General features: G+C 51.7%; 17 protein-coding genes, 1 tRNA gene and 1 other RNA gene. 17 read left to right on the top strand and 2 right to left on the bottom strand.

Going from position 1 to position 20,887, the window contains the following annotated elements:
• The first annotated feature begins 68 nt into the window (after positions 1–68).
• From SK34_RS10540 to SK34_RS10490, 13 genes are all read left to right on the top strand, one after another.
• The gene (locus tag SK34_RS10540; protein ID WP_003846109.1) at positions 69–770 is read left to right on the top strand and encodes an autotransporter outer membrane beta-barrel domain-containing protein; all 702 of its coding nucleotides are present in this window, start codon (positions 69–71) and stop codon (positions 768–770) included.
• Between the two features lie 251 nt (positions 771–1,021).
• Positions 1,022–2,224 carry an L-lactate MFS transporter gene (locus tag SK34_RS10535; RefSeq protein ID WP_003024301.1) on the top strand — a complete coding sequence of 401 codons (1,203 nt, stop codon included), beginning with the start codon at positions 1,022–1,024 and terminating at the stop codon, positions 2,222–2,224.
• A gap of 213 nt (positions 2,225–2,437) precedes the next feature.
• Complete coding sequence (gene eptB / locus SK34_RS10530; protein ID WP_048232981.1) at positions 2,438–4,132, top strand: kdo(2)-lipid A phosphoethanolamine 7''-transferase; 1,695 nt, start codon at positions 2,438–2,440, stop codon at positions 4,130–4,132.
• 91 nt (positions 4,133–4,223) lie between these two features.
• Positions 4,224–4,300: transfer RNA gene (locus tag SK34_RS10525), tRNA-Pro, on the top strand.
• A gap of 31 nt (positions 4,301–4,331) precedes the next feature.
• Positions 4,332–4,465: non-coding RNA, RtT sRNA (locus SK34_RS23755), on the top strand.
• 73 nt (positions 4,466–4,538) lie between these two features.
• Positions 4,539–4,838 (top strand): hypothetical protein, encoded by a 300-nt coding sequence (locus SK34_RS10520; RefSeq protein WP_141110492.1) that lies wholly within the window; start codon positions 4,539–4,541, stop codon positions 4,836–4,838.
• A gap of 209 nt (positions 4,839–5,047) precedes the next feature.
• Positions 5,048–5,284 (top strand): hypothetical protein, encoded by a 237-nt coding sequence (locus SK34_RS24830; RefSeq protein WP_127674029.1) that lies wholly within the window; start codon positions 5,048–5,050, stop codon positions 5,282–5,284.
• Positions 5,199–6,806 carry a dipeptide ABC transporter periplasmic-binding protein DppA gene (dppA, locus tag SK34_RS10515; protein WP_032937213.1) on the top strand — a complete coding sequence of 536 codons (1,608 nt, stop codon included), beginning with the start codon at positions 5,199–5,201 and terminating at the stop codon, positions 6,804–6,806. Before SK34_RS24830 ends, dppA begins: the two co-directional genes overlap by 86 nt.
• 166 nt (positions 6,807–6,972) lie before the next feature.
• Complete coding sequence (dppB, locus tag SK34_RS10510) at positions 6,973–7,992, top strand: dipeptide ABC transporter permease DppB (RefSeq protein ID WP_003837733.1); 1,020 nt, start codon at positions 6,973–6,975, stop codon at positions 7,990–7,992.
• 9 nt (positions 7,993–8,001) lie between these two features.
• Positions 8,002–8,904 (top strand): dipeptide ABC transporter permease DppC, encoded by a 903-nt coding sequence (gene dppC / locus SK34_RS10505; protein WP_003837734.1) that lies wholly within the window; start codon positions 8,002–8,004, stop codon positions 8,902–8,904.
• A 10-nt stretch (positions 8,905–8,914) separates the two neighbouring features.
• Positions 8,915–9,898, top strand: coding sequence for a dipeptide ABC transporter ATP-binding protein (dppD, locus tag SK34_RS10500; RefSeq protein ID WP_003024317.1), 984 nt, complete (start codon positions 8,915–8,917; stop codon positions 9,896–9,898).
• Positions 9,895–10,899 carry a dipeptide ABC transporter ATP-binding subunit DppF gene (gene dppF, locus SK34_RS10495; RefSeq protein WP_003024319.1) on the top strand — a complete coding sequence of 335 codons (1,005 nt, stop codon included), beginning with the start codon at positions 9,895–9,897 and terminating at the stop codon, positions 10,897–10,899. Before dppD ends, dppF begins: the two co-directional genes overlap by 4 nt.
• Before the next feature lie 176 nt (positions 10,900–11,075).
• A complete protein-coding gene (locus SK34_RS10490; RefSeq protein WP_003024321.1) occupies positions 11,076–12,278 on the top strand; it encodes a sigma-54 interaction domain-containing protein in 1,203 nt (400 codons plus the stop codon).
• A gap of 35 nt (positions 12,279–12,313) precedes the next feature.
• Here the strand turns inward: SK34_RS10490 and SK34_RS10485 are convergent, their stop codons facing one another.
• Positions 12,314–13,612, bottom strand: coding sequence for an aromatic amino acid transport family protein (locus tag SK34_RS10485; RefSeq protein WP_003837738.1), 1,299 nt, complete (start codon positions 13,610–13,612; stop codon positions 12,314–12,316).
• Between the two features lie 117 nt (positions 13,613–13,729).
• Positions 13,730–14,926 (bottom strand): methionine gamma-lyase, encoded by a 1,197-nt coding sequence (gene megL / locus SK34_RS10480; RefSeq protein ID WP_003023295.1) that lies wholly within the window; start codon positions 14,924–14,926, stop codon positions 13,730–13,732.
• 428 nt (positions 14,927–15,354) lie between these two features.
• On the opposite strand from megL, the gene SK34_RS24655 reads away from it, so the two are divergent.
• From SK34_RS24655 to SK34_RS10460, 4 genes are all read left to right on the top strand, one after another.
• Positions 15,355–15,462: a type I toxin-antitoxin system toxin Ldr family protein gene (locus SK34_RS24655; protein ID WP_003023297.1), complete on the top strand. Its 108-nt coding sequence runs from the start codon at positions 15,355–15,357 to the stop codon at positions 15,460–15,462.
• Between the two features lie 226 nt (positions 15,463–15,688).
• Complete coding sequence (gene hmsP / locus SK34_RS10470; RefSeq protein ID WP_071681698.1) at positions 15,689–17,695, top strand: biofilm formation regulator HmsP; 2,007 nt, start codon at positions 15,689–15,691, stop codon at positions 17,693–17,695.
• A gap of 157 nt (positions 17,696–17,852) precedes the next feature.
• On the top strand, positions 17,853–19,139 hold the full coding sequence (gene dctA / locus SK34_RS10465; RefSeq protein ID WP_003837746.1) for a C4-dicarboxylate transporter DctC: 1,287 nt from the start codon (positions 17,853–17,855) through the stop codon (positions 19,137–19,139).
• A gap of 221 nt (positions 19,140–19,360) precedes the next feature.
• Positions 19,361–20,854 carry a M16 family metallopeptidase gene (locus SK34_RS10460; protein ID WP_016151139.1) on the top strand — a complete coding sequence of 498 codons (1,494 nt, stop codon included), beginning with the start codon at positions 19,361–19,363 and terminating at the stop codon, positions 20,852–20,854.
• Positions 20,855–20,887 lie beyond the last annotated feature (33 nt).

Here is a 20,887-nt window from a genome sequence, read left to right as displayed (position 1 = left end):
GCTGGCCCAAATACTTCACACAATGACAATAATATCGCCGAATTCGGCTCTTTTCTGGAGTCGCGTTGATGCTTATAAGAAACAGTAGTGGTCGCCAAAGGTTAACTCTGGCGAGCGTCATAGTTTGTGCGCTGTCCATCAATACAGCATATGGCTGGCAACAAGAATATATCGTTGATGCGCTGTCAGGGCATACGGCTGAACGTTATACATGGGACAGCGATCACCAACCACGTTATAACGACATTCTGGAAGAACGTATTCGTTCCACTCAGAACGTGGCGGGGCCCGTGGTGAATCTGGCGGATGAGACACCAATGGATGCCACCAGCGGCATGAGTATGGGCTGGAACTTCCCGCTTTCAAGACAGGTGACAACCGGTCCGGTTGCCGCGCTGCATTATGACGGTTCCACCACATCTACTTACAACGAATTTGGCGATAGCGCGACGTCGGTAACGCAGAACGATCCGCTGTGGCATGCCAGCGTGAGCTCGTTGGGCTGGCGAGTCAATTCGCAGTTCGGTGATGTGCGACCGTGGGCGCAAATCAGCTATAACCAGCAGTTTGGCGAAAATATCTGGAAGGCGCAGTCGGGTCTCAGTCGCATGACGGCGGCGGGTCAGGACGGTAACTGGGTAGATGTTACCGTCGGTGCGGATATGCTGTTGAACCCGCACATGGCGGCTTACGCGGCGCTGTCGCAGGCGGAAAATAGCACCAACAACAGCGACTATATGTACACCATGGGAGTGAGCGCCAAATTTTAACGTAAACAATCATCACATAAACATCTTGATTACATGTTGAGATCAACAATCACACGCACTCCAGCGATAGCGTGTACTAACTCATGCGATAAAATTCAGTAACCCGACTTTTTGTCTCGTCATTCATTCCGCATTCCAGGCATTTCATTCCGTCCTGGCGGCATTTCATGCCGTTTTCCCCTGCTCATAAAAACGCTTCGGTATGGTTGTTGGCAGAGAATTTCCCCTTTTGTTTATGCAGGAAGACTGCCATGAAAACTTCTGATTATCAGCGTACCCGCTGGCTGACACTGATCGGCACCATCATTACCCAATTTGCTTTAGGTTCTGTTTATACCTGGAGCCTGTTTAACGGTGCGCTTTCTTCTAAGCTTGATGCGCCGGTGAGTCAGGTTGCCTTTTCCTTTGGCCTGCTGAGCCTCGGGCTGGCAATTTCTTCTTCCGTCGCCGGGAAACTGCAGGAACGTTTTGGCGTGAAACGCGTCACCATGGCCTCCGGTATTTTACTCGGTGTGGGCTTCTTCTTAACCGCCCACTCTGACAGCCTGATTATGCTGTGGCTGAGCGCTGGTGTGTTGGTTGGTCTGGCGGATGGCGCAGGCTACCTGTTAACACTTTCCAACTGTGTAAAATGGTTCCCGGAGCGTAAAGGGCTGATTTCCGCCTTCGCTATCGGTTCTTACGGTCTTGGCAGCCTCGGTTTTAAATTCATCGATAGCCAACTGTTGAGCACCGTGGGTCTGGAAAAAACCTTCATGATCTGGGGCGCGATTGTGCTGGTAATGATCGTCTTTGGCTCCACGCTGATGAAAGACGCGCCGAATCAGGAAGTGAAAACGAAAAATGGCGTGGTTGAGAATGACTACACCCTGGCGCAGTCCATGCGTAAACCGCAGTACTGGATGCTGGCGGTCATGTTCCTGACGGCATGTATGAGCGGGCTGTACGTAATTGGCGTGGCGAAAGATATCGCACAAAGTCTGGCACATATGGATGTGGCAACGGCGGCAAACGCGGTGACCGTGATTTCTATCGCTAACCTGTCCGGTCGTCTGGTTCTGGGGATTCTGTCCGACAAAATCTCTCGTATTCGCGTTATCACCATTGGTCAGGTCGTTTCGCTGGTGGGTATGGCCGCACTGCTGTTCGCGCCGTTGAATGATGTGACCTTCTTTACGGCGATTGCCTGTGTGGCATTTAACTTTGGCGGCACCATCACCGTGTTCCCGTCACTGGTGAGTGAGTTCTTCGGTTTGAACAACCTGGCTAAAAACTACGGTGTCATTTACTTAGGTTTCGGTATCGGCAGCATTTGTGGTTCCATTATCGCCTCGCTGTTCGGCGGATTCTATGTGACCTTCTGCGTTATCTTTGCGCTGTTAATTATCTCGCTGGCGCTTTCTACCACTATTCGTCAGCCGCAGCGTAGCGTCTATACCGAGGCACACGCCTGAATCTATTAGTGGTCTGATTAATGCCCGGCGCATATATTTACAAAAATATATGCGCCGTTTGCATTCTCTATAAGCACTTTTCTTCCCTCCTGTGGTCTACTTACCTGCGCTGTAGAATTTTCTTATTATCTGCACTTGTCGCACTTTTCCCCTGTATGGCCTGACAGGCTTTTGCGCAGGGTGTTTTTATCCCTTCCTCCAGGGTTTGTTTGCATGAGATATATCAAATCGATGACGCAGCAGAAGCTGAGTTTCTTGCTGGCGATCTATATCGGTCTTTTTATGAATTGCGCTGTGTTTTTCCGTCGCTTTAGCGGATATACGCACGAGTTTACCGTCTGGAAAGGACTCTCTGCGGTTGTTGAATTAGCTGGCACTGTGCTGGTGACCTTCTTTTTACTCCGTGTTCTCTCTTTATTTGGCCGACGCGCCTGGCGTGTACTGGCAACGTTTGTGGTGCTCTGTTCTGCCGGCGCCAGCTATTACATGACCTTCCTGAACGTGGTCATTGGCTACGGTATTATTGCCTCGGTCATGACCACCGATATTGATTTATCAAAAGAAGTCGTCGGCTGGCATTTTATCGTTTGGCTGGTTTCAGTCAGTATTATCCCATTGGTGTTGATTTGGAGTAACCGCTGTCGTTATACCCTGATGAAACAGATTCGTACGCCTGGCATGAGATGGCGTAGCGTAGCGGCGGTTTTATTGGCTGGCCTGATGGTGTGGGCGCCCATTCGTCTGCTCAGCATGCAACAAAAAAGCGTTGAGCGTGAAACAGGGATCGATTTACCCAGCTACGGCGGAGTCGTTGCGAACTCCTATTTGCCGTCAAACTGGCTCTCTGCGCTGGGTTTATACGCCTGGGCGCAGGTGGATGAATCTTCAGACAACAAATCGCTGATGAACCCGGCGAAGAAGTTCACCTACGTTGCCCCCAACAATCTCGACGACACCTATGTCGTGTTTATTATCGGTGAAACCACGCGCTGGGATCATATGGGGATTTTTGGCTATGAGCGAAACACCACGCCAAGGCTGGCTCAGGAGAAAAACCTGGCGGCTTTCCGTGGATATTCCTGTGATACCGCGACCAAGCTTTCGCTACGCTGCATGTTCGTTCGTGAAGGTGGGGCAGAGGAAAACCCACAGCGTACGCTGAAAGAACAAAACGTCTTTTCTGTGCTCGGCCAGTTAGGATTTAAAACCGATCTGTACGCGATGCAAAGCGAGATGTGGTTCTACAGCAATACCATGGCGGAAAACATTGCCTATCGTGAACAGATTGGCGCAGAGCCGCGTAACCGTGGCAAAAACGTTGACGATATGCTGCTGATTAATGAGATGCAGCAATCTTTACAGAAGACTGATGATGGCGAAAAGCGTCTGATTATTCTGCACACCAAGGGCTCGCATTTTAACTACACCCAGCGCTACACCCGCGAATATGCACAGTGGAAGCCGGAGTGTGTCAATGTTGATAGTGGCTGCTCGAAAGCTGAGATGATTAATTCATTTGATAATTCGGTAACCTACGTTGATCACTTTATTACCCAGGTGTTTGATCAGCTGCGCGATAAGAAAGCGATCGTGTTTTACGCCGCCGATCACGGTGAGTCAATTAACGAACGTGAGCACCTGCACGGTACGCCGCGTAAAATGGCGCCGCCTGAGCAGTTCCGCGTTCCTATGATGGTGTGGATGTCAGACAAATATCTGGAAGACCCTGACCATGCGAAGGCATTTGCGCACCTGAAGCAAGAAGCTGAGATGAAGGTGCCGCGTCGTCATGTGGAACTGTACGATACCGTTCTGGGTTGCCTTGGTTATACCTCGCCAAATGGGGGGATTAACGAGAATAACAACTGGTGTCGTATCCCGGACGCGAAGAAGGTTACAGCCCAGTAACAGAGCTGCTGACTTTCTCGCCGATCAAATGGCATTTTGATACTAAGGGATTGACGGGCGCGCGGCTGAGCAGTAAGATGCGCCCCGCATTCGGTGATTGGCGCAGCCTGGTAGCGCACTTCGTTCGGGACGAAGGGGTCGGAGGTTCGAATCCTCTATCACCGACCAAATTTAAAACCCTGCTCAACGAGCAGGGTTTTTTGCTTTATAGCCCAGGAGGATGAGAACCTCCGGGGGTAAGAGGTTCGACTCGAGCGTAGCGAGAGAACGTTGCGTCAGCAACGGCCCGCAGGGCGAGCCACGCAGTGGCGAGTAATCCTCTATCACCGACCAAATTTAAAACCCTGCTCAACGAGCAGGGTTTTTTGTTTTGTAGGCCTGATAAGCGAAGCGCCATCAGGCAATATTGGAGACATTGCCGGATGGCGGCGCAAGCGCCTTATGCGGCCTACAGACTCAGTTTCATCCCGGCGTGTATGGCGTTATTCCAACCCCACCTTTGACCTTCCTTTTATCTGCAAAAATTGTGCATCACTTCCCACTGACAGTTAACGATTCTGTGACATATTCCATTGCCTTTTTTTATGTTTGCTTGAAACTTTTTTTGCGCTACTTATGGCTGGCGCTGGCATTTTCCGCTGTGCGTTTTAACGTTCATGGCATTAATCGCTCAGATATGCAGCATTCATTGGGAAAATTTGAATAAATTGCATAAATGTTAATCTCCAAATGTTGCGAAGTATGAAGATGTTTATTCTGGCATAGTGCGCGTAGCACAAATTTCCCTGCTGAAAATACCCGCTTGCACTTTTTTTAATCTTTGTTTGCCAATTCTCACCGTTGGTGTAAATCGCGGTTACCTGTATTGACGTTTTCACATTCTGTTGACAGATTGTAGGGTATGAGGGGCATTTCATGGAGAATCCGCACTGCAACTCAGTCGCTTATGTGAACGGAATCCCCATCCTCTTAACGCTGACCCGGCCGGGTAAAAAACAAAAAAGGCCAGGCGGTGCAAACCCATTGCAAAGGGTAAAACAACAAACATCACATTTGGAGCAGAAGAATGAGTATTTCCTTGAAGAAGTCAGGGATGCTGAAGCTTGGTCTGAGCCTGGTGGCTATGACCGTCGCAGCAAGCGTACAGGCTAAAACTCTGGTTTATTGTTCAGAAGGATCTCCTGAAGGCTTTAACCCGCAGCTTTTCACCTCTGGTACCACCTATGATGCCAGCTCCGTGCCGATCTATAACCGCCTGGTCGAGTTCAAAACCGGCACAACTGAAGTGATCCCGGGACTTGCTGAGAAGTGGGAAATCAGCGAAGACGGTAAAACCTATACCTTCCACCTTCGCCCTGGCGTGAAGTGGCAGGACAACAAAGATTTCAAACCGACGCGCGATTTAAACGCCGATGACGTGGTGTTCTCTTTCGATCGTCAGAAAAATGCCCAGAACCCGTACCATAAAGTTTCTGGCGGCAGCTATGAATACTTCGAAGGAATGGGTCTGCCAGACCTGATCTCCGAAGTGAAAAAAGTGGATGATAAAACCGTTCAGTTCGTGCTGACTCGCCCGGAAGCACCGTTCCTGGCTGACCTGGCGATGGACTTCGCTTCTATTCTTTCCAAAGAATATGCGGACAACATGCTGAAAGCCGGTTCCCCGGAGAAAGTGGATCTGAACCCAATCGGTACCGGTCCGTTCCAGCTGCAGCAGTACCAGAAAGACTCTCGTATTCTGTATAAAGCATTCGAAGGTTACTGGGGCACTAAGCCGCAGATCGACCGTCTGGTCTTCTCCATTACGCCTGACGCTTCTGTGCGTTACGCCAAACTGCAGAAGAACGAGTGCCAGGTGATGCCGTACCCGAACCCGGCTGACATCGCACGCATGAAGCAGGATAAAAATATCAACCTGATGGAGCAGGCCGGTCTGAACGTTGGCTACCTCTCTTTCAACACCGAGAAGAAACCGTTTGATGATGTGAAAGTCCGTCAGGCGCTGACCTACGCGGTAAACAAAGAAGCGATCATCAAAGCGGTTTATCAGGGTGCTGGCGTTGCCGCGAAAAACCTGATCCCACCGACCATGTGGGGCTATAACGACGACGTTAAAGACTACACCTACGATCCTGAGAAGGCCAAAGCGCTGTTGAAGGAAGCCGGTCAGGACAAAGGCTTTACCGTTGAACTGTGGGCCATGCCGGTACAGCGTCCTTACAACCCGAACGCTCGTCGTATGGCGGAAATGGTTCAGGCTGACTGGGCGAAAATTGGCGTTCAGGCCAAGATTGTGACCTACGAGTGGGGCGAGTATCTGAAACGCGCCAAAGCGGGTGAACATCAGGCGGTGATGATGGGTTGGACCGGTGACAACGGGGATCCGGACAACTTCTTCGCCACCCTGTTTAGCTGTGCGGCAGCGAAAGACGGTTCCAACTACTCTCGCTGGTGCTACAAGCCGTTTGAAGACCTGATCCAACCGGCGCGTGCGACCGACGATCACAACAAACGTATTGAACTGTACAAGCAAGCTCAGGTTGTTATGCACGATCAGGCCCCGGCTCTGATTGTTGCTCACTCCACCGTGTATGAACCAGTGCGTAAAGAAGTAAAAGGCTATGTGGTTGATCCATTAGGCAAACACCACTTCGAAAACGTCTCTGTCGAATAATTAAAAGCAATCAAGGAAGCGCTGCGCCCCGGTATTGTGTAGGCCGGATAAGCGCAGCGCCATCCGGCGTAATGCTTTACCCACGATGCAGTTTGCGTGGGATAAGATTTGTGAGCAATGCAGACTCACGGTTCCAGGCCGTGCGTCATTAGAGAGAATCCGGGTTATGTTGCAGTTCATTCTCCGACGTTTGGGACTCGTCATCCCCACGTTTATCGGTATCACTCTTCTCACCTTTGCCTTCGTCCATATGATCCCCGGCGATCCGGTTATGATCATGGCAGGTGAACGTGGGATCTCCCCTGAGCGTCATGCTCAACTGCTGGCTGAACTCGGTCTGGATAAGCCTATGTGGCAGCAGTACCTCCACTATATCTGGGGGGTTATGCATGGCGATTTAGGTATCTCACTGAAAAGCCGCTTACCGGTGTGGGAAGAGTTCGTACCTCGCTTCAAAGCCACGCTGGAACTCGGCGTCTGCGCGATGATTTTCGCCGTCGCAGTGGGTATCCCGGTGGGTGTACTTGCTGCAGTTAAGCGCGGCTCCATTTTCGATCACACCGCCGTTGGCCTGGCGCTGACCGGTTACTCCATGCCGATTTTCTGGTGGGGCATGATGCTGATCATGCTGGTTTCCGTGCAGTGGAACCTGACGCCAGTTTCTGGGCGGGTGAGCGACATGGTGTTCCTTGATGATTCCAATCCGCTGACCGGTTTTATGTTGATAGACACCGCCATCTGGGGTGAAGAGGGTAACTTTATCGATGCGTTGGCGCATATGGTCTTGCCTGCGATGGTGCTGGGTACCATTCCTCTGGCGGTCATTGTGCGTATGACACGTTCGTCGATGCTGGAAGTACTGGGCGAGGATTACATTCGTACCGCGCGCGCTAAAGGTTTGACCCGTATGCGCGTCATCATCATTCACGCTCTGCGTAACGCGATGCTGCCCGTTGTAACCGTTATCGGCCTGCAGGTTGGTACGTTGCTGGCTGGGGCAATCCTGACCGAGACTATCTTCTCGTGGCCGGGGCTGGGACGCTGGCTGATCGATGCGCTGCAACGCCGTGATTATCCGGTAGTGCAGGGCGGGGTACTGCTGGTCGCGACGATGATTATCCTCGTCAACTTGCTGGTAGACCTGCTGTATGGCGTGGTGAACCCGCGTATTCGGCATAAGAAGTAAGGGGCCATCATGTCACAGGTTACTGAAAACAAAGTTATTGCTGCACCGGTGCCGATGACGCCGCTGCAGGAGTTCTGGCACTATTTTAAACGCAACAAAGGCGCGGTTGTTGGGCTGGTGTATGTGGTGGTAATGATCCTGATTGCGGTCTTTGCCAACGTCCTTGCACCCTACAACCCGGCAGACCAGTTCCGCGATACGCTACTAGCTCCTCCTGCGTGGCAGGAAGGCGGTTCCATGGCGCATCTGTTTGGTACTGATGATGTGGGCCGCGACGTGCTGTCCCGCCTGATGTACGGTGCGCGTCTGTCGCTGTTGGTTGGCTGTCTGGTGGTTGTACTCTCCCTGCTGATGGGCGTGGTTCTTGGGCTGATCGCCGGCTACTTTGGTGGAATTGTCGATAACGTCATCATGCGTGTGGTTGATATCATGCTGGCATTGCCGAGCCTGTTACTGGCGCTGGTGCTGGTGGCGGTATTTGGCCCCTCGATAGGCAACGCTGCGCTGGCGCTGACGTTTGTGGCATTGCCGCACTATGTGCGTCTGACGCGCGCCGCTGTGTTGGTGGAAGTTAACCGCGACTACGTCACCGCATCCCGCGTGGCGGGAGCCGGCGCGATGCGCCAGATGTTCGTCAATATTCTGCCTAACTGTCTTGCGCCGCTGATTGTTCAGGCGTCGCTTGGCTTCTCTAACGCCATTCTCGATATGGCTGCCCTCGGCTTCCTGGGGATGGGCGCACAGCCGCCTACGCCGGAATGGGGCACCATGCTCTCTGACGTTCTGCAGTTTGCCCAAAGCGCCTGGTGGGTTGTGACCTTCCCGGGGCTGGCGATCCTGTTGACGGTGCTGGCATTTAACCTGATGGGTGACGGTCTGCGTGACGCGCTCGATCCCAAACTGAAGCAGTAAGAGGTTCGAGATGGCGTTATTAAATGTAGATAAATTATCGGTGCATTTCGGCGACGTAGGTTCCGAATTCCGCGCCGTAGACCGCATTAGCTACAGTGTGAATCAGGGTGAGGTGGTTGGCATTGTTGGGGAGTCTGGTTCTGGTAAGTCCGTCAGCTCGCTGGCGATTATGGGACTGATTGACTACCCTGGCCGCGTTATGGCCGAAAATCTGGAGTTTAATGGTCGCGACCTGAAGCGCATCTCTGAGAAAGAGCGTCGCCAACTGGTGGGTGCGGAAGTGGCAATGATCTTTCAGGACCCGATGACCAGCCTTAACCCCTGCTACACCGTCGGCTACCAGATTATGGAAGCCATCAAGGTGCACCAGGGCGGCAACAAAAAAACGCGTATTCAGCGGGCAATTGATCTGCTGACGCTGGTGGGGATCCCCGATCCGGCCTCGCGTCTGGATGTCTATCCGCACCAGTTGTCCGGTGGGATGAGTCAGCGCGTGATGATCGCGATGGCGATTGCCTGTCGTCCGAAGCTGCTGATTGCCGATGAACCGACAACGGCGCTGGATGTGACCATTCAGGCGCAGATCATCGAGCTACTGCTGGAATTGCAGCAAAAAGAGAACATGGCGCTGGTCTTAATCACGCACGATCTGGCGCTGGTGGCTGAAGCGGCGCACAAAATCATCGTGATGTACGCTGGGCAGGTAGTGGAAACCGGGGCCGCGCAGGATATCTTCCGCGCGCCGCGTCATCCTTACACCCAGGCGCTGCTGCGCGCGCTGCCGGAGTTTGCTCAGGACAAAGCGCGTCTGGCCTCACTGCCGGGCGTGGTTCCCGGTAAATATGACCGCCCGAGCGGCTGTTTGCTGAATCCACGCTGCCCCTATGCGACCGACAAATGCCGCGCTGAAGAACCTGAACTGAACCTGCTGGAAGGCGGTCGTCAGTCGAAATGCCACTACCCACTTGATGATGCCGGGAGGCCTGGGCTATGAGTACGCAAAAGGCCGCCGCGCAACAGCCGCTGTTGCAGGCAATTGACCTGAAAAAACACTACCCGGTGAAGAAGGGCATGTTCGCCCCGGAACGCCTGGTGAAAGCGCTGGATGGCGTTTCCTTTACTCTGGAGCGCGGTAAAACGCTGGCGGTGGTAGGTGAGTCGGGCTGTGGGAAATCCACCCTTGGCCGTCTGCTGACGATGATTGAAATCCCGACTGGCGGTGAGCTGTATTACCAGGGACAGGATTTACTCAAGCATGACCCGCAGGCGCAGAAGCTGCGTCGGCAGAAAATCCAGATAGTGTTCCAGAACCCCTATGGTTCCCTGAACCCGCGTAAAAAAGTAGGGCAGATTCTGGAAGAGCCGTTGCTGATCAACTCCACGCTCAGCAAAGAGGAGCGTCGTGAAAAAGCGCTGGCGATGATGGCGAAAGTGGGGCTGAAAACCGAGCACTACGACCGCTATCCGCATATGTTCTCCGGCGGCCAGCGTCAGCGTATCGCCATTGCCCGCGGTCTGATGCTTGACCCGGATGTGGTGATTGCTGACGAACCGGTCTCGGCGCTGGACGTTTCCGTACGTGCGCAGGTGCTGAACCTGATGATGGACTTGCAACAGGAACTGGGGCTGTCATACGTCTTTATCTCGCACGACCTGTCGGTGGTAGAGCACATTGCCGATGAAGTGATGGTGATGTATTTAGGCCGCTGTGTGGAAAAAGGAACCAAGGATCAGATCTTCAATAATCCACGGCATCCGTACACTCAGGCGCTGCTCTCCGCAACGCCGCGCCTGAACCCGGACGATCGCCGCGAGCGTATCAAGCTGACCGGTGAGCTGCCAAGCCCGCTGAATCCGCCACCAGGCTGCGCATTCAACGCCCGTTGCCGTCGTCGATTTGGTCCGTGTACTCAGCTTCAGCCACAGTTAAAAGACTATGGCGGTCAGCTGGTGGCCTGTTTCGCCGTTGACCAGGACGAAAACCCACAGCAATAAACGTGGGTTATGACCCGATAACCGGAGCCTTGTGCTCCGGTTTTTTTATATTTTGTTTTTCCGTCCACAATGTGAGTCCTCTGGCAGAACATTATTCCACAGCGTCTAAAATGTAGTCAGGTTTCCTCTCGCCACAGAAATATCTATTTCGCAGTTGCTAACTATCAGGAGCAAATGTGGTCACGATACGCTGGGATATTAAAACAATTGATCGTCTGTCGATGGTTGAGGATGTCCTGAAGGAATTTTCCTGCTGCGATATCAATATCATCTCCATGAAAGTCACACCTGGACGGATCCTGATTAAATCCTGGTGCCGCCAGCTACAGGATATTTCCTGTGTGCAATCCTGTTTAAGCCAGCGCGCCGATATTATTAATGTCGCCTACCTCTGTGAGGAGATAAGCGAGCTGTCAACGCCGGAGCCGGAACGCCCGCGTTATTTCTCTGACATTATTTGCAGCAGCCAGAGCATGCACGCGCTTATCGAAAAGGCGATAAAAATTGCTGACAGCAAATATACCGTTCTGATCCGTGGCGATACGGGTACCGGCAAAGAGCTGCTGGCCCGGGCTATCCATAATTCCGGGCAGCGACGTTTTTATCCGTTTATTCCGGTCAACTGCTCTGCACTACCTGAGTCGCTTATGGAGAGTGAATTCTTTGGCTATGAGAAAGGGGCTTTTAGCGGCGCGGATTGTAAAGGCAAAAAAGGGCTGTTTGAAATGGCCGATAAAGGCACCCTTTTTCTCGATGAATTTGGTGAAATGTCGCTGGGCTTACAGGCTAAATTATTGCGCGTCCTGCAGGATGGCGGGATCCGTCGCGTTGGTGGGGCGCAAATTATTCCGGTTAATGTACGCATTATTGTGGCAACCAACGCCAATCTGGAAGATATGGTGGAACAACGTCTGTTGCGCGCCGATCTCTATTACCGCATCAATGTACTTTCCCTGACTATTCCGCCTTTGCGGGAGCGTCCGCAGGATATCAGTCTGTTGATTCGCCACTTTGTGCAGAAATACGCAAAGGAATTCCAGCGGCGGATCATTCTGGATAAAGCTTGTTTTGATGCCTTGCACCATCACAGCTGGCCGGGAAACGTGCGCGAACTGGAAAATACCATTATTCGTCTGATGCTAATGGCGGAATCCGATGTCATTACGCCCGAAGAATTAGGGATGGTGAATTTGCCCGCCGCTGAGCAAGGCCCGACAGAACGTCCTTTTAAAGAGCAGGTTTTGTATGCGGAACGCCAGCTTATTGAACAAATGATGGAAGAGAATGTGTCGTCGCGGCATATCGCCAAAGCGCTGGGGGTATCACATACCACGGTACTGAATAAAATTCGCAGCTATCAACTGGAGAGTGTGAGCTAAGCGCCGCCAGGAGCTGACGGCGCAGTTTACGCGGGTTATTCAATCAGCTTCAGTAATGGCGACAGGCACAGCAGGATCCCGTACAGCAGGATTAGCCAGGTTTTCAGCCCGCGTAGTTTTTCCAGTTGTGTGACTTTATAGATCAGGAAAAACGGAATAATACACGACACAATCCCGTACAGCGGGCTGCCTAACTGGAAGAACACCAGTACTGATACGCGAAACGATACCCAAATCACCAGGGTGATAACAATAAAGGTACAAATACCCAGCGTAAGCACCAGAGGATTAATTTTCTCCACGTCAATAACGCGGCTCAGTACGTTAAGAATAATTCCTTTGATCGCCTCGTGGAATCCCAAATAAATACCAAAGAACGCGGTTAATACGGCGAAGATATTTAATACTGTTGAGGTGATATGAATAATCTGTCCCGGAATCACCTGTGCCGCCAGCGCCAGTGCGGAAATATTTTGTTCGAAGGCTGAAACGGCTTCTTCATGGCTAATGGAAAAGGTAAAAGAAAAAGAGAAAAACAGGATGACCGCAATCAGCGTAATGTAACTGATCCGATGCGTACGTATAGCCATACGAGTGGCCAGTACCCGGTCTGCCACCCGTTTGCGGTAGGCGATGTTCATAGGGTTCAACACCTGAATAAACACCGCGGAGAAGAAGCAGAACGGGATGGTTAGCAGCACATCGCGAAAGAACACCGAGGCTTCAGGGAAGGCGCTGATATTAGCGAAGTTCCAGTGCGGAACCATCGCAAAACCAAATACGATGATGATACCCACTTTGACCACTACCATCGGGCCGGAGATTTTGAACAGCAGTTTTTCTCCCCCGGAAGCAATGGCGACCAGCACGGCAAAAATGGCCACTTTGTAGATTATCGACTGTGAAAGATCGGTCTCGGTCAAGCCGAAGGTTTTGATATATGAAGCGCTGTCAAAAACCACGGATAAGGAATAAATAAATATGCCGTGAATAATCATCAGAAAATAGATGACGCCAAGAAATACGCCCCAGTTTTTTCCCAGATAATGACTTATAATGTCCGTGTAGTCATTACAGGTTTCACTTTCTGATAATGTTTTTAAATAAATATCCTGCACAATATAAGTTGCCGGATAAGCAATAATAAAGGCGACAATAAATACCCAAATGCCTGTTAAGCCAATTTGTACCGGCATCAGTACCGTTCCGGCACCAATGGCCATGCCTATGCACAGTAATACCCAGCCAAAATCGTATTTCGTAAACGGTATTTTTTTTGAGAATGGTACGGCGGTTGCTGTATTGTTGCTTAATTGTAATGTGTTGTCCTGCATAGAACCCCCTGCCCAAAATACACGTTCTCCCCGAAAGAGGATTGCGCGTATTGCCAGACTGTTGTGCCTTGATTCTCAACAACCTGAACCGAACGGCGTCGGTTCAGGCCATATTGGTCAGAATGTTGCCTTTCTGATGGCGTGTTCAAGGTCGTTAATAATATCTTCTGGATCTTCAAGACCCACAGAAAGACGGATAAGCCCGTCGGTAATACCTGCTTTAAGCCGTTCCTCTGGCGCAACGGGCGAATGTGTCATAGACGCTGGGTGCTGAATGAGGGTTTCGGTATCACCGAGACTGACCGCGAGGAGGCATAATTCTACAGAATTGATCATCCGTCTGCCAGCCTCGAGGCCGCCGGCGATTTCGAAGCTGATAATTCCACCAGGCAGGCTCATTTGTCGCTGGCCCAGCTCATACTGCGGATGCGATGACAGGCCTGGATAATACACCCGAGTAATGGACGGATGCCCTTCGAGGAAGCGGGCGATTTTCAGCGCATTTTCACAGTGACGCTCCATACGAATGCCCAGCGTTTTAACGCCGCGCAGCGTCAACCACGCATTGAAAGGACTCATGCAGCCGCCGGTGATATCTTTCAGGCCAACAAACCGCGCCTGGTCGATAAACTCCTGCTTACCAACAATGATGCCGCCAATCACATCCCCGTGACCGTTGATATATTTGGTGACGCTGTGCACCACAATATCCGCGCCCAGTTGCAAAGGCTGCTGACAGTACGGCGACATAAAGGTGTTATCCACTACCAGCAATGCGCCTTGCTGATGGGCGATACCGGCTACCGTTTCAATGTCGACCAGCGACAGCGTCGGGTTAGCGGGCGTTTCGATATATACAACTTTGGTTTCCGGGCGCATGGCGGCGCGGATTTCTTCAGGCTTTGCCGCGTCGACAAAGCTGACGTTAATCCCAAACTTTGGCATGCTGTGCGACAAAAACGCGTGGGTACAACCGTAAATCGCGCTGGCGGAAACGATATGGTCACCCTGCTGACAAAGCGTCAACAGCGTTGTGGTGATAGCTGAAATACCGGACGCGGTTGCCAGTCCGGCTTCACCTCGTTCCAGTACCGCCAGCTTTTTCTCCAGCGCATCGGTGGTGGGGTTACCCAAACGGGTGTAAATGTACCCGGACTCTTCGAGCGCAAAGCGGGCGGCACCTTGTTCGGCGCTGTCAAAAACAAACGTTGAAGTCTGGAAAATAGGCGTACTGAGCGCGCCAGTTGAAGGGTCGGGTTGTTGCCCCGCGTGAACGATCTGGGTGTTGAATCCGTAAGTACGACAGTCAGACATGATATCTCCTTTGATTCGGAACAGAACAGCTCACAGTCATATAGCAATCGCTGTGCCAGAAAATAAACCAATAGATATCAATGCGTTAGTGGTTTTATCGTGCGGGTAGCCGTCAGGAAAGTTGCCAGTTGGCAAGAAACTTTCCAGCGCTTGGCGGATTTATTAAGCCGTAATTGCGAGGCTTTACGCAGACTGGATCACTCCGGGGTGATGAGACGGAAGTGTTACCGTAGAATCAGCAGCAAGCCGGGTTTACCCGGTGAGGCGCGATGTTGCGGGGGCTTGATCCCCGGCGGCATAGGTTGCTGGAAAGAGAAAACCCCCGCACGTTGTTCGGTATAAACCTGGCAACAAAACGGGGGCTAACCTTGATCCTCAACAGTTCAAGAATAGCCGCGAACAGTTGCCATTGCAACACAGGCGGCTATATGACGCTCGCACAGTTAGGCGTGGCTTTCTGGCACGATTTAGCGGCTCCAATTATCGCTGGCATTATTGCCAGCTTGATTGTGAACTGGCTGCGTAACAGGAAGTAATGCACTTTGCGGGCGTCTGCCTGCCGTAATGGCAACATGCGCCCGAACCAGGCCGCAGGGGGTAACCTTGCGGCCTTTTTCGGCTTAAATGCAGATAAATCTCGTCGCCAGGTATCTATCCTGTCGCGATAATGCACGCTGGGAAGTTTTCAGATACCGCCTCTCTTAATACCGCTACGATCGGGTATACTCTGACGGCAGTTTCGTCTATCCGTGGAGAGTCAGTTTGCGTGTCAGTCGCTCGTTAACAATTAAGCAGATGGCAATGGTTGCGGCCGTTGTTATGGTGTTCGTTTTTATTTTTTGCACCGTTTTGTTGTTCCATCTGGTCCAGCAAAACCGCTATAACACGGCTACGCAACTGGAAAGTATCGCTCGCTCCGTTCGTGAACCTCTGTCGAACACTATCCTGAAAGGGGATATTCCCGAAGCGGAAGCTATTTTAAGAAGTATTCGGCCAGCAGGCGTGGTAAGTCGCGCCGATGTGGTGCTGCCTAATCAGTTTCAGGCGCTGCGGATGAGCTTTATACCTGAACGTCCGGTTCCGGTTACGGTGACTCGCCTGTTTGAGCTTCCGGTACAAATTTCGCTGCCTATCTATTCTCTTGAACGTTCCGCTAACCCACAACCGCTGGCGTATCTGGTGCTGCAGGCGGATTCGTACCGCATGTACAAATTCGTGATGAGTACGCTCTCGACGTTAGTGACCATTTACTTACTTTTGTCGCTAATACTGACCGTCGCTATCTCCTGGTGCATTAACCGCTTGATTGTGCACCCCTTACGTAAAATTGCCCGTGAGCTGAACGACATTCAACAGCAGGACCTGATTGGTTATCAACTGGCATTGCCGCGTCTACATCAGGATGATGAGATTGGTATGCTGGTGCGTAGCTACAATCTTAATCAGCAGTTGATTCAGCGACATAGCGAAGATCAAAGCGACTTAGCAATGCGTTTCCCGGTTTCCGAACTGCCCAATAAGTCGTTTTTAATGGGGCTGCTGGAGCAGGTTGTTACCCGCCAACAGACGACGGCGCTGATGATTGTCACCTGCGAAACCCTACGTGACACCGCGGGTGTGTTAACCGAAACCCAGCGAGAAATCCTGTTACTTACGCTGGTCGAAAAACTGAAGTCTGTATTGTCTCCCAGGATGGTGCTTACCCAGGTGAGTGGCTATGACTTTGCCATTATCGCCCATGGTGTAAAAGAACCCTGGCACGCTATTACGCTAGGTCAGCAAGTACTCACTATCGTTAATGAGCGGTTACCGATTCAGGGTATTCAACTACGTCCTACCTGCAACATTGGGGTGGCGATGTTTTATGGTGATTTAACCGCAGAGCAGCTCTACCGCCGCGCCCTGTCAGCCGTGTTAACGTCGCGTCATAAAGGTAAAAACCAAATTCAGTTCTTTGATCCGTTGCAGATGGAAGAGGCGCAGCAGCGTTTAACCCAAGAGAACGATATTTTAACCGCCATGGATAACCGGCAATTTGCGCTCTGGATGCAGCCCCAGGTTGAGATGTCCAGCGGCAAGGTATTGAGCGCAGAAGCATTGTTGCGGATGCAGCAGCCGGACGGTAGCTGGGAGCTGCCGGAAGGGTTAATCGACAGAATTGAGTCTTGTGGTCTGATGGTGACCGTCGGTTATTGGGTGCTGGAAGAAACATGCCGCCAGCTGTCAGCCTGGCAAGAACGCGGTCTCATGCTGCCGCTCTCGGTGAATTTATCCGCTCTCCAGTTGATGCACCCAAGTATGGTGTCTGATCTGCTGGAGTTGTTAACGCGCTATCGCATTAAGCCTGGCACATTGATTCTGGAAGTGACTGAAAGCCGGCATATTGACGATCCCCACGCCGCAGTGGCCATTTTGCGACCGCTGCGCAACGCGGGCGTGCGCATCGCCCTGGATGACTTTGGCATGGGGTATGCGGGTCTGCGACAGCTACAGCATATGAAGTCGCTGCCGGTGGATGTACTCAAAATCGATAAGATGTTTGTCGATGGCGTGCCCGAAGATTGCAGCATGATCTCCGCCATCATTCAGCTGGCACATAGCCTCAACTTGCAGATGATCGCCGAAGGCGTTGAAACCGAAGCGCAACGCGAATGGTTATCAAAAGCCGGGGTGGAAGTGGCGCAAGGATTCCTGTTTGCTCGACCCGTTCCGGCAAATATCTTTGAAGAACGTTATCTGGCACCGGAAAGCGCTGATTACAAAAGTTAAAAAAGGTCTCGCTTGTGCGAGCCAGCTCAAAATTTTTAACATTTTTGTATCAATTATGATCCAGGTGCATTTCTGTCATGTTGAGTGGGTGTTACTTTAAGGCCGCAGGTTAAACAAAACCTTACAAGACCTGTGGTTTTTACTTTAAGGACACCCTATGAAGACCTCTATATTCAAAAGCCTTTACTTTCAGGTCCTGACAGCAATTGCCATTGGTATTCTCCTTGGCCATTACTACCCTGAATTAGGCGCCCAAATGAAGCCGCTTGGTGATGCTTTCGTTAAGCTCATCAAGATGGTCATCGCACCTGTCATCTTCTGTACTGTCGTGACCGGCATTGCAGGCATGGAAAGTATGAAAGCAGTAGGCCGCACCGGTGCGGTTGCACTGCTCTATTTTGAAATTGTCAGTACGATTGCGCTGATCATCGGCCTTATCATCGTCAACGTGGTGCAACCCGGTGCCGGAATGAACGTCGATCCGGCGACGCTGGACGCTAAAGCGGTTGCCATTTACGCTGAACAGGCAAAAGACCAGGGGATCGTAGGCTTCCTGATGGATATTATCCCGGGTAGCGTGATTGGCGCGTTCGCCAGTGGTAACATCCTGCAGGTATTACTGTTTGCGGTAATGTTTGGTTTTGCGCTGCACCGTCTGGGCAGCAAAGGCCAGATGATTTTCAACGTGATTGAAAGCTTCTCGCAGGTTATTTTCGGTATCATCAATATGATCATGCGTCTGGCGCCGATCGGTGCTTTCGGTGCCATGGCCTTTACCATCGGTAAATATGGCGTCGGAACGCTGGTGCAACTGGGTCAGCTGATAATCTGCTTCTACATCACCTGTATTCTGTTTGTGGTTGTGGTTCTGGGCTCCATTGCTCGCGCAACCGGCTTCAGCATTTTCAAATTCATCCGCTATATCCGTGAAGAACTGCTGATCGTACTGGGTACGTCTTCTTCTGAATCCGCGCTGCCGCGTATGCTAGATAAGATGGAAAAACTGGGCTGCCGGAAGTCGGTTGTCGGGTTGGTTATACCCACGGGCTACTCGTTTAACCTTGATGGGACATCAATCTATCTGACGATGGCGGCGGTGTTTATCGCTCAGGCAACCAACAGCCATATGGATATCTTCCATCAGATAACCCTGTTGGTGGTGCTCCTGCTCTCCTCAAAAGGTGCAGCGGGTGTGACCGGCAGTGGCTTCATTGTTCTGGCCGCGACGATCTCTGCTGTGGGCCATTTGCCGGTTGCGGGTCTGGCACTGATTCTTGGTATTGACCGCTTTATGTCTGAAGCACGTGCGCTGACTAACCTGGTTGGCAACGGTGTGGCAACTGTCGTCGTCGCTAAATGGGTCAAAGAACTGGACCATAAAAAGTTGGACGATGTGCTGAATAATCGTGCGCCGGATGGCAAAACGCACGATTTATCCTCTTAATCTCGTCACTTATGCCCGTAGTCCCTTCCAGGACTGCGGGCGTTTGCGCATAATTACCCCCTGTGCCTGAAACCGTCGATTCGGCGGCTCGGGATTTTTTCACTTCTTCCGTGACATTTTTATGTTCTCGCGGTCTAACACGAAGTGTTTTTAACGTCATATTCAGAGAGTCCTTTCGAGGGCTGTCTTTTTATTTCCAGGATAGTTGATCAGGGGTTCACATGCAGGGCACAAAAATTCGACTTTTAGCGGGCGGCTTGCTGATGATGGCCACTGCCAGCTATGTGCAGGCAGATGCGCTCCAGCCTGACCCGGCGTGGCAACAGGGCACGCTGGCAAATGGTCTACAGTGGCAAGTGTTAGCCACTCCCCAGCGCCCCAGCGACCGTATTGAGGTCCGCCTGCTGGTTAATACCGGTTCACTCACCGAAAGTACGCAACAGAGTGGTTTCAGCCATGCGATCCCACGTATCGCGCTGACGCAAAGCGGTGGCCTCGATGCCACGCAAGCCCGTTCATTGTGGCAGCAGGGGTTCGATCCCAAACGTCCCATGCCGCCGGTTATCGTTTCCTATGATTCCACGTTGTATAACCTTAGTCTGCCAAACAGCCGTAACGATCTACTGAAAGAGTCACTTTCTTACCTGGCGAATATCTCCGGCAATCTGAGCATCACCTCTGAAACGGTCAATCATGCGCTGAGCAGCGAAGATATGGTTGCAACCTGGCCGTCAGATACCAAAGAAGGGTGGTGGCGTTACCGTCTGAAGGGATCGACTCTGCTGGGACACGATCCCGCCGATCCGCTGAAAACGCCTGTAGATGCGGCGAAAATTCAGTCTTTCTACCAGAAATGGTATACCCCAGACGCGATGACGCTGATCATCGTCGGTAACGTTGATGCACGCAGCGTAGCTGAGCAAATCAATAAAACCTTTGGCGAGTTAAAAGGAAAACGCGAAACGCCTGCACCGGTACCTACGCTCTCTCCGCTGCGAGCAGAAGCCGTAAGCATTATGACCGATGCGGTACGCCAGGATCGCCTGTCTATTATGTGGGATACGCCGTGGCAACCGATCCGTGAATCTGCCGCGTTGTTACGATACTGGCGCGCTGATTTAGCTCGTGAGGCGCTGTTCTGGCACATTCAGCAAGAGCTAACCAAAAACAATGCCAAAGACATTGGCCTCGGATTTGACTGCCGGGTGCTGTTCCTGCGCGCGCAGTGTGCGATTAACGTTGAGTCGCCAAACGATAAGCTGAACGCCAATCTGGGTACGGTTGCGCGTGAGCTGGCGAAAGTGCGTGATAAGGGACTTCCGGAAGAAGAGTTCAATGCGCTGGTCGCGCAAAAGAATCTGGAACTGCAGAAGCTGTTTGCCACCTATGGTCGTACTGATACCGATATTTTGATCAGCCAGCGTTTGCGCTCGCTGCAAAATCAGGTGGTGGATATTGCGCCTGAACAGTATCAGCGTTTACGCCAGAGCTTCCTCAACAGCCTGAGCGTTGAGATGCTGAATCAGGACCTGCGACAGCAGCTGTCGCAAGATATGGCGTTAATTCTGCTGCAGCCGAAGGGTGAACCTGAATTCAATATGAAGGATCTGCAGGCGACGTGGGATAGCATTATGGCGCCCGTTACCGCAGCGGCAACATCTGTTGAAACGGATGAATCACACCCTGAAGTGACGGATATCCCGCCGGTACAATAACCTGTAGGCCGGATAAGACGGTTACTCCGCCAT

The sequence above is a fragment of the Citrobacter sp. MGH104 genome (genome assembly GCF_001034485.1).
In the GTDB taxonomy this organism is placed as follows: Bacteria; Pseudomonadota; Gammaproteobacteria; order Enterobacterales; family Enterobacteriaceae; genus Citrobacter; species Citrobacter freundii.
Note: the sequence above shows the minus strand (reverse complement) of the source record. Positions and strands in the feature narration are given on the sequence as shown.

Excerpts from the sequence above, each read along its gene's own strand:
- SK34_RS10540 (WP_003846109.1), top strand. The coding sequence starts at position 69 with ATGCTTATAAGAAACAGTAGTGGTCGCCAAAGGTTAACTCTGGCGAGC.
- SK34_RS10535 (WP_003024301.1), top strand. The coding sequence starts at position 1,022 with ATGAAAACTTCTGATTATCAGCGTACCCGCTGGCTGACACTGATCGGC.
- eptB (WP_048232981.1), top strand. The coding sequence starts at position 2,438 with ATGAGATATATCAAATCGATGACGCAGCAGAAGCTGAGTTTCTTGCTG.
- SK34_RS24830 (WP_127674029.1), top strand. The coding sequence starts at position 5,048 with ATGGAGAATCCGCACTGCAACTCAGTCGCTTATGTGAACGGAATCCCC.
- dppA (WP_032937213.1), top strand. The coding sequence starts at position 5,199 with ATGAGTATTTCCTTGAAGAAGTCAGGGATGCTGAAGCTTGGTCTGAGC.
- dppB (WP_003837733.1), top strand. The coding sequence starts at position 6,973 with ATGTTGCAGTTCATTCTCCGACGTTTGGGACTCGTCATCCCCACGTTT.
- dppC (WP_003837734.1), top strand. The coding sequence starts at position 8,002 with ATGTCACAGGTTACTGAAAACAAAGTTATTGCTGCACCGGTGCCGATG.
- dppD (WP_003024317.1), top strand. The coding sequence starts at position 8,915 with ATGGCGTTATTAAATGTAGATAAATTATCGGTGCATTTCGGCGACGTA.
- dppF (WP_003024319.1), top strand. The coding sequence starts at position 9,895 with ATGAGTACGCAAAAGGCCGCCGCGCAACAGCCGCTGTTGCAGGCAATT.
- SK34_RS10485 (WP_003837738.1), bottom strand. The coding sequence starts at position 13,612 with ATGCAGGACAACACATTACAATTAAGCAACAATACAGCAACCGCCGTA.
- megL (WP_003023295.1), bottom strand. The coding sequence starts at position 14,926 with ATGTCTGACTGTCGTACTTACGGATTCAACACCCAGATCGTTCACGCG.
- SK34_RS24655 (WP_003023297.1), top strand. The coding sequence starts at position 15,355 with ATGACGCTCGCACAGTTAGGCGTGGCTTTCTGGCACGATTTAGCGGCT.
- dctA (WP_003837746.1), top strand. The coding sequence starts at position 17,853 with ATGAAGACCTCTATATTCAAAAGCCTTTACTTTCAGGTCCTGACAGCA.
- SK34_RS10460 (WP_016151139.1), top strand. The coding sequence starts at position 19,361 with ATGCAGGGCACAAAAATTCGACTTTTAGCGGGCGGCTTGCTGATGATG.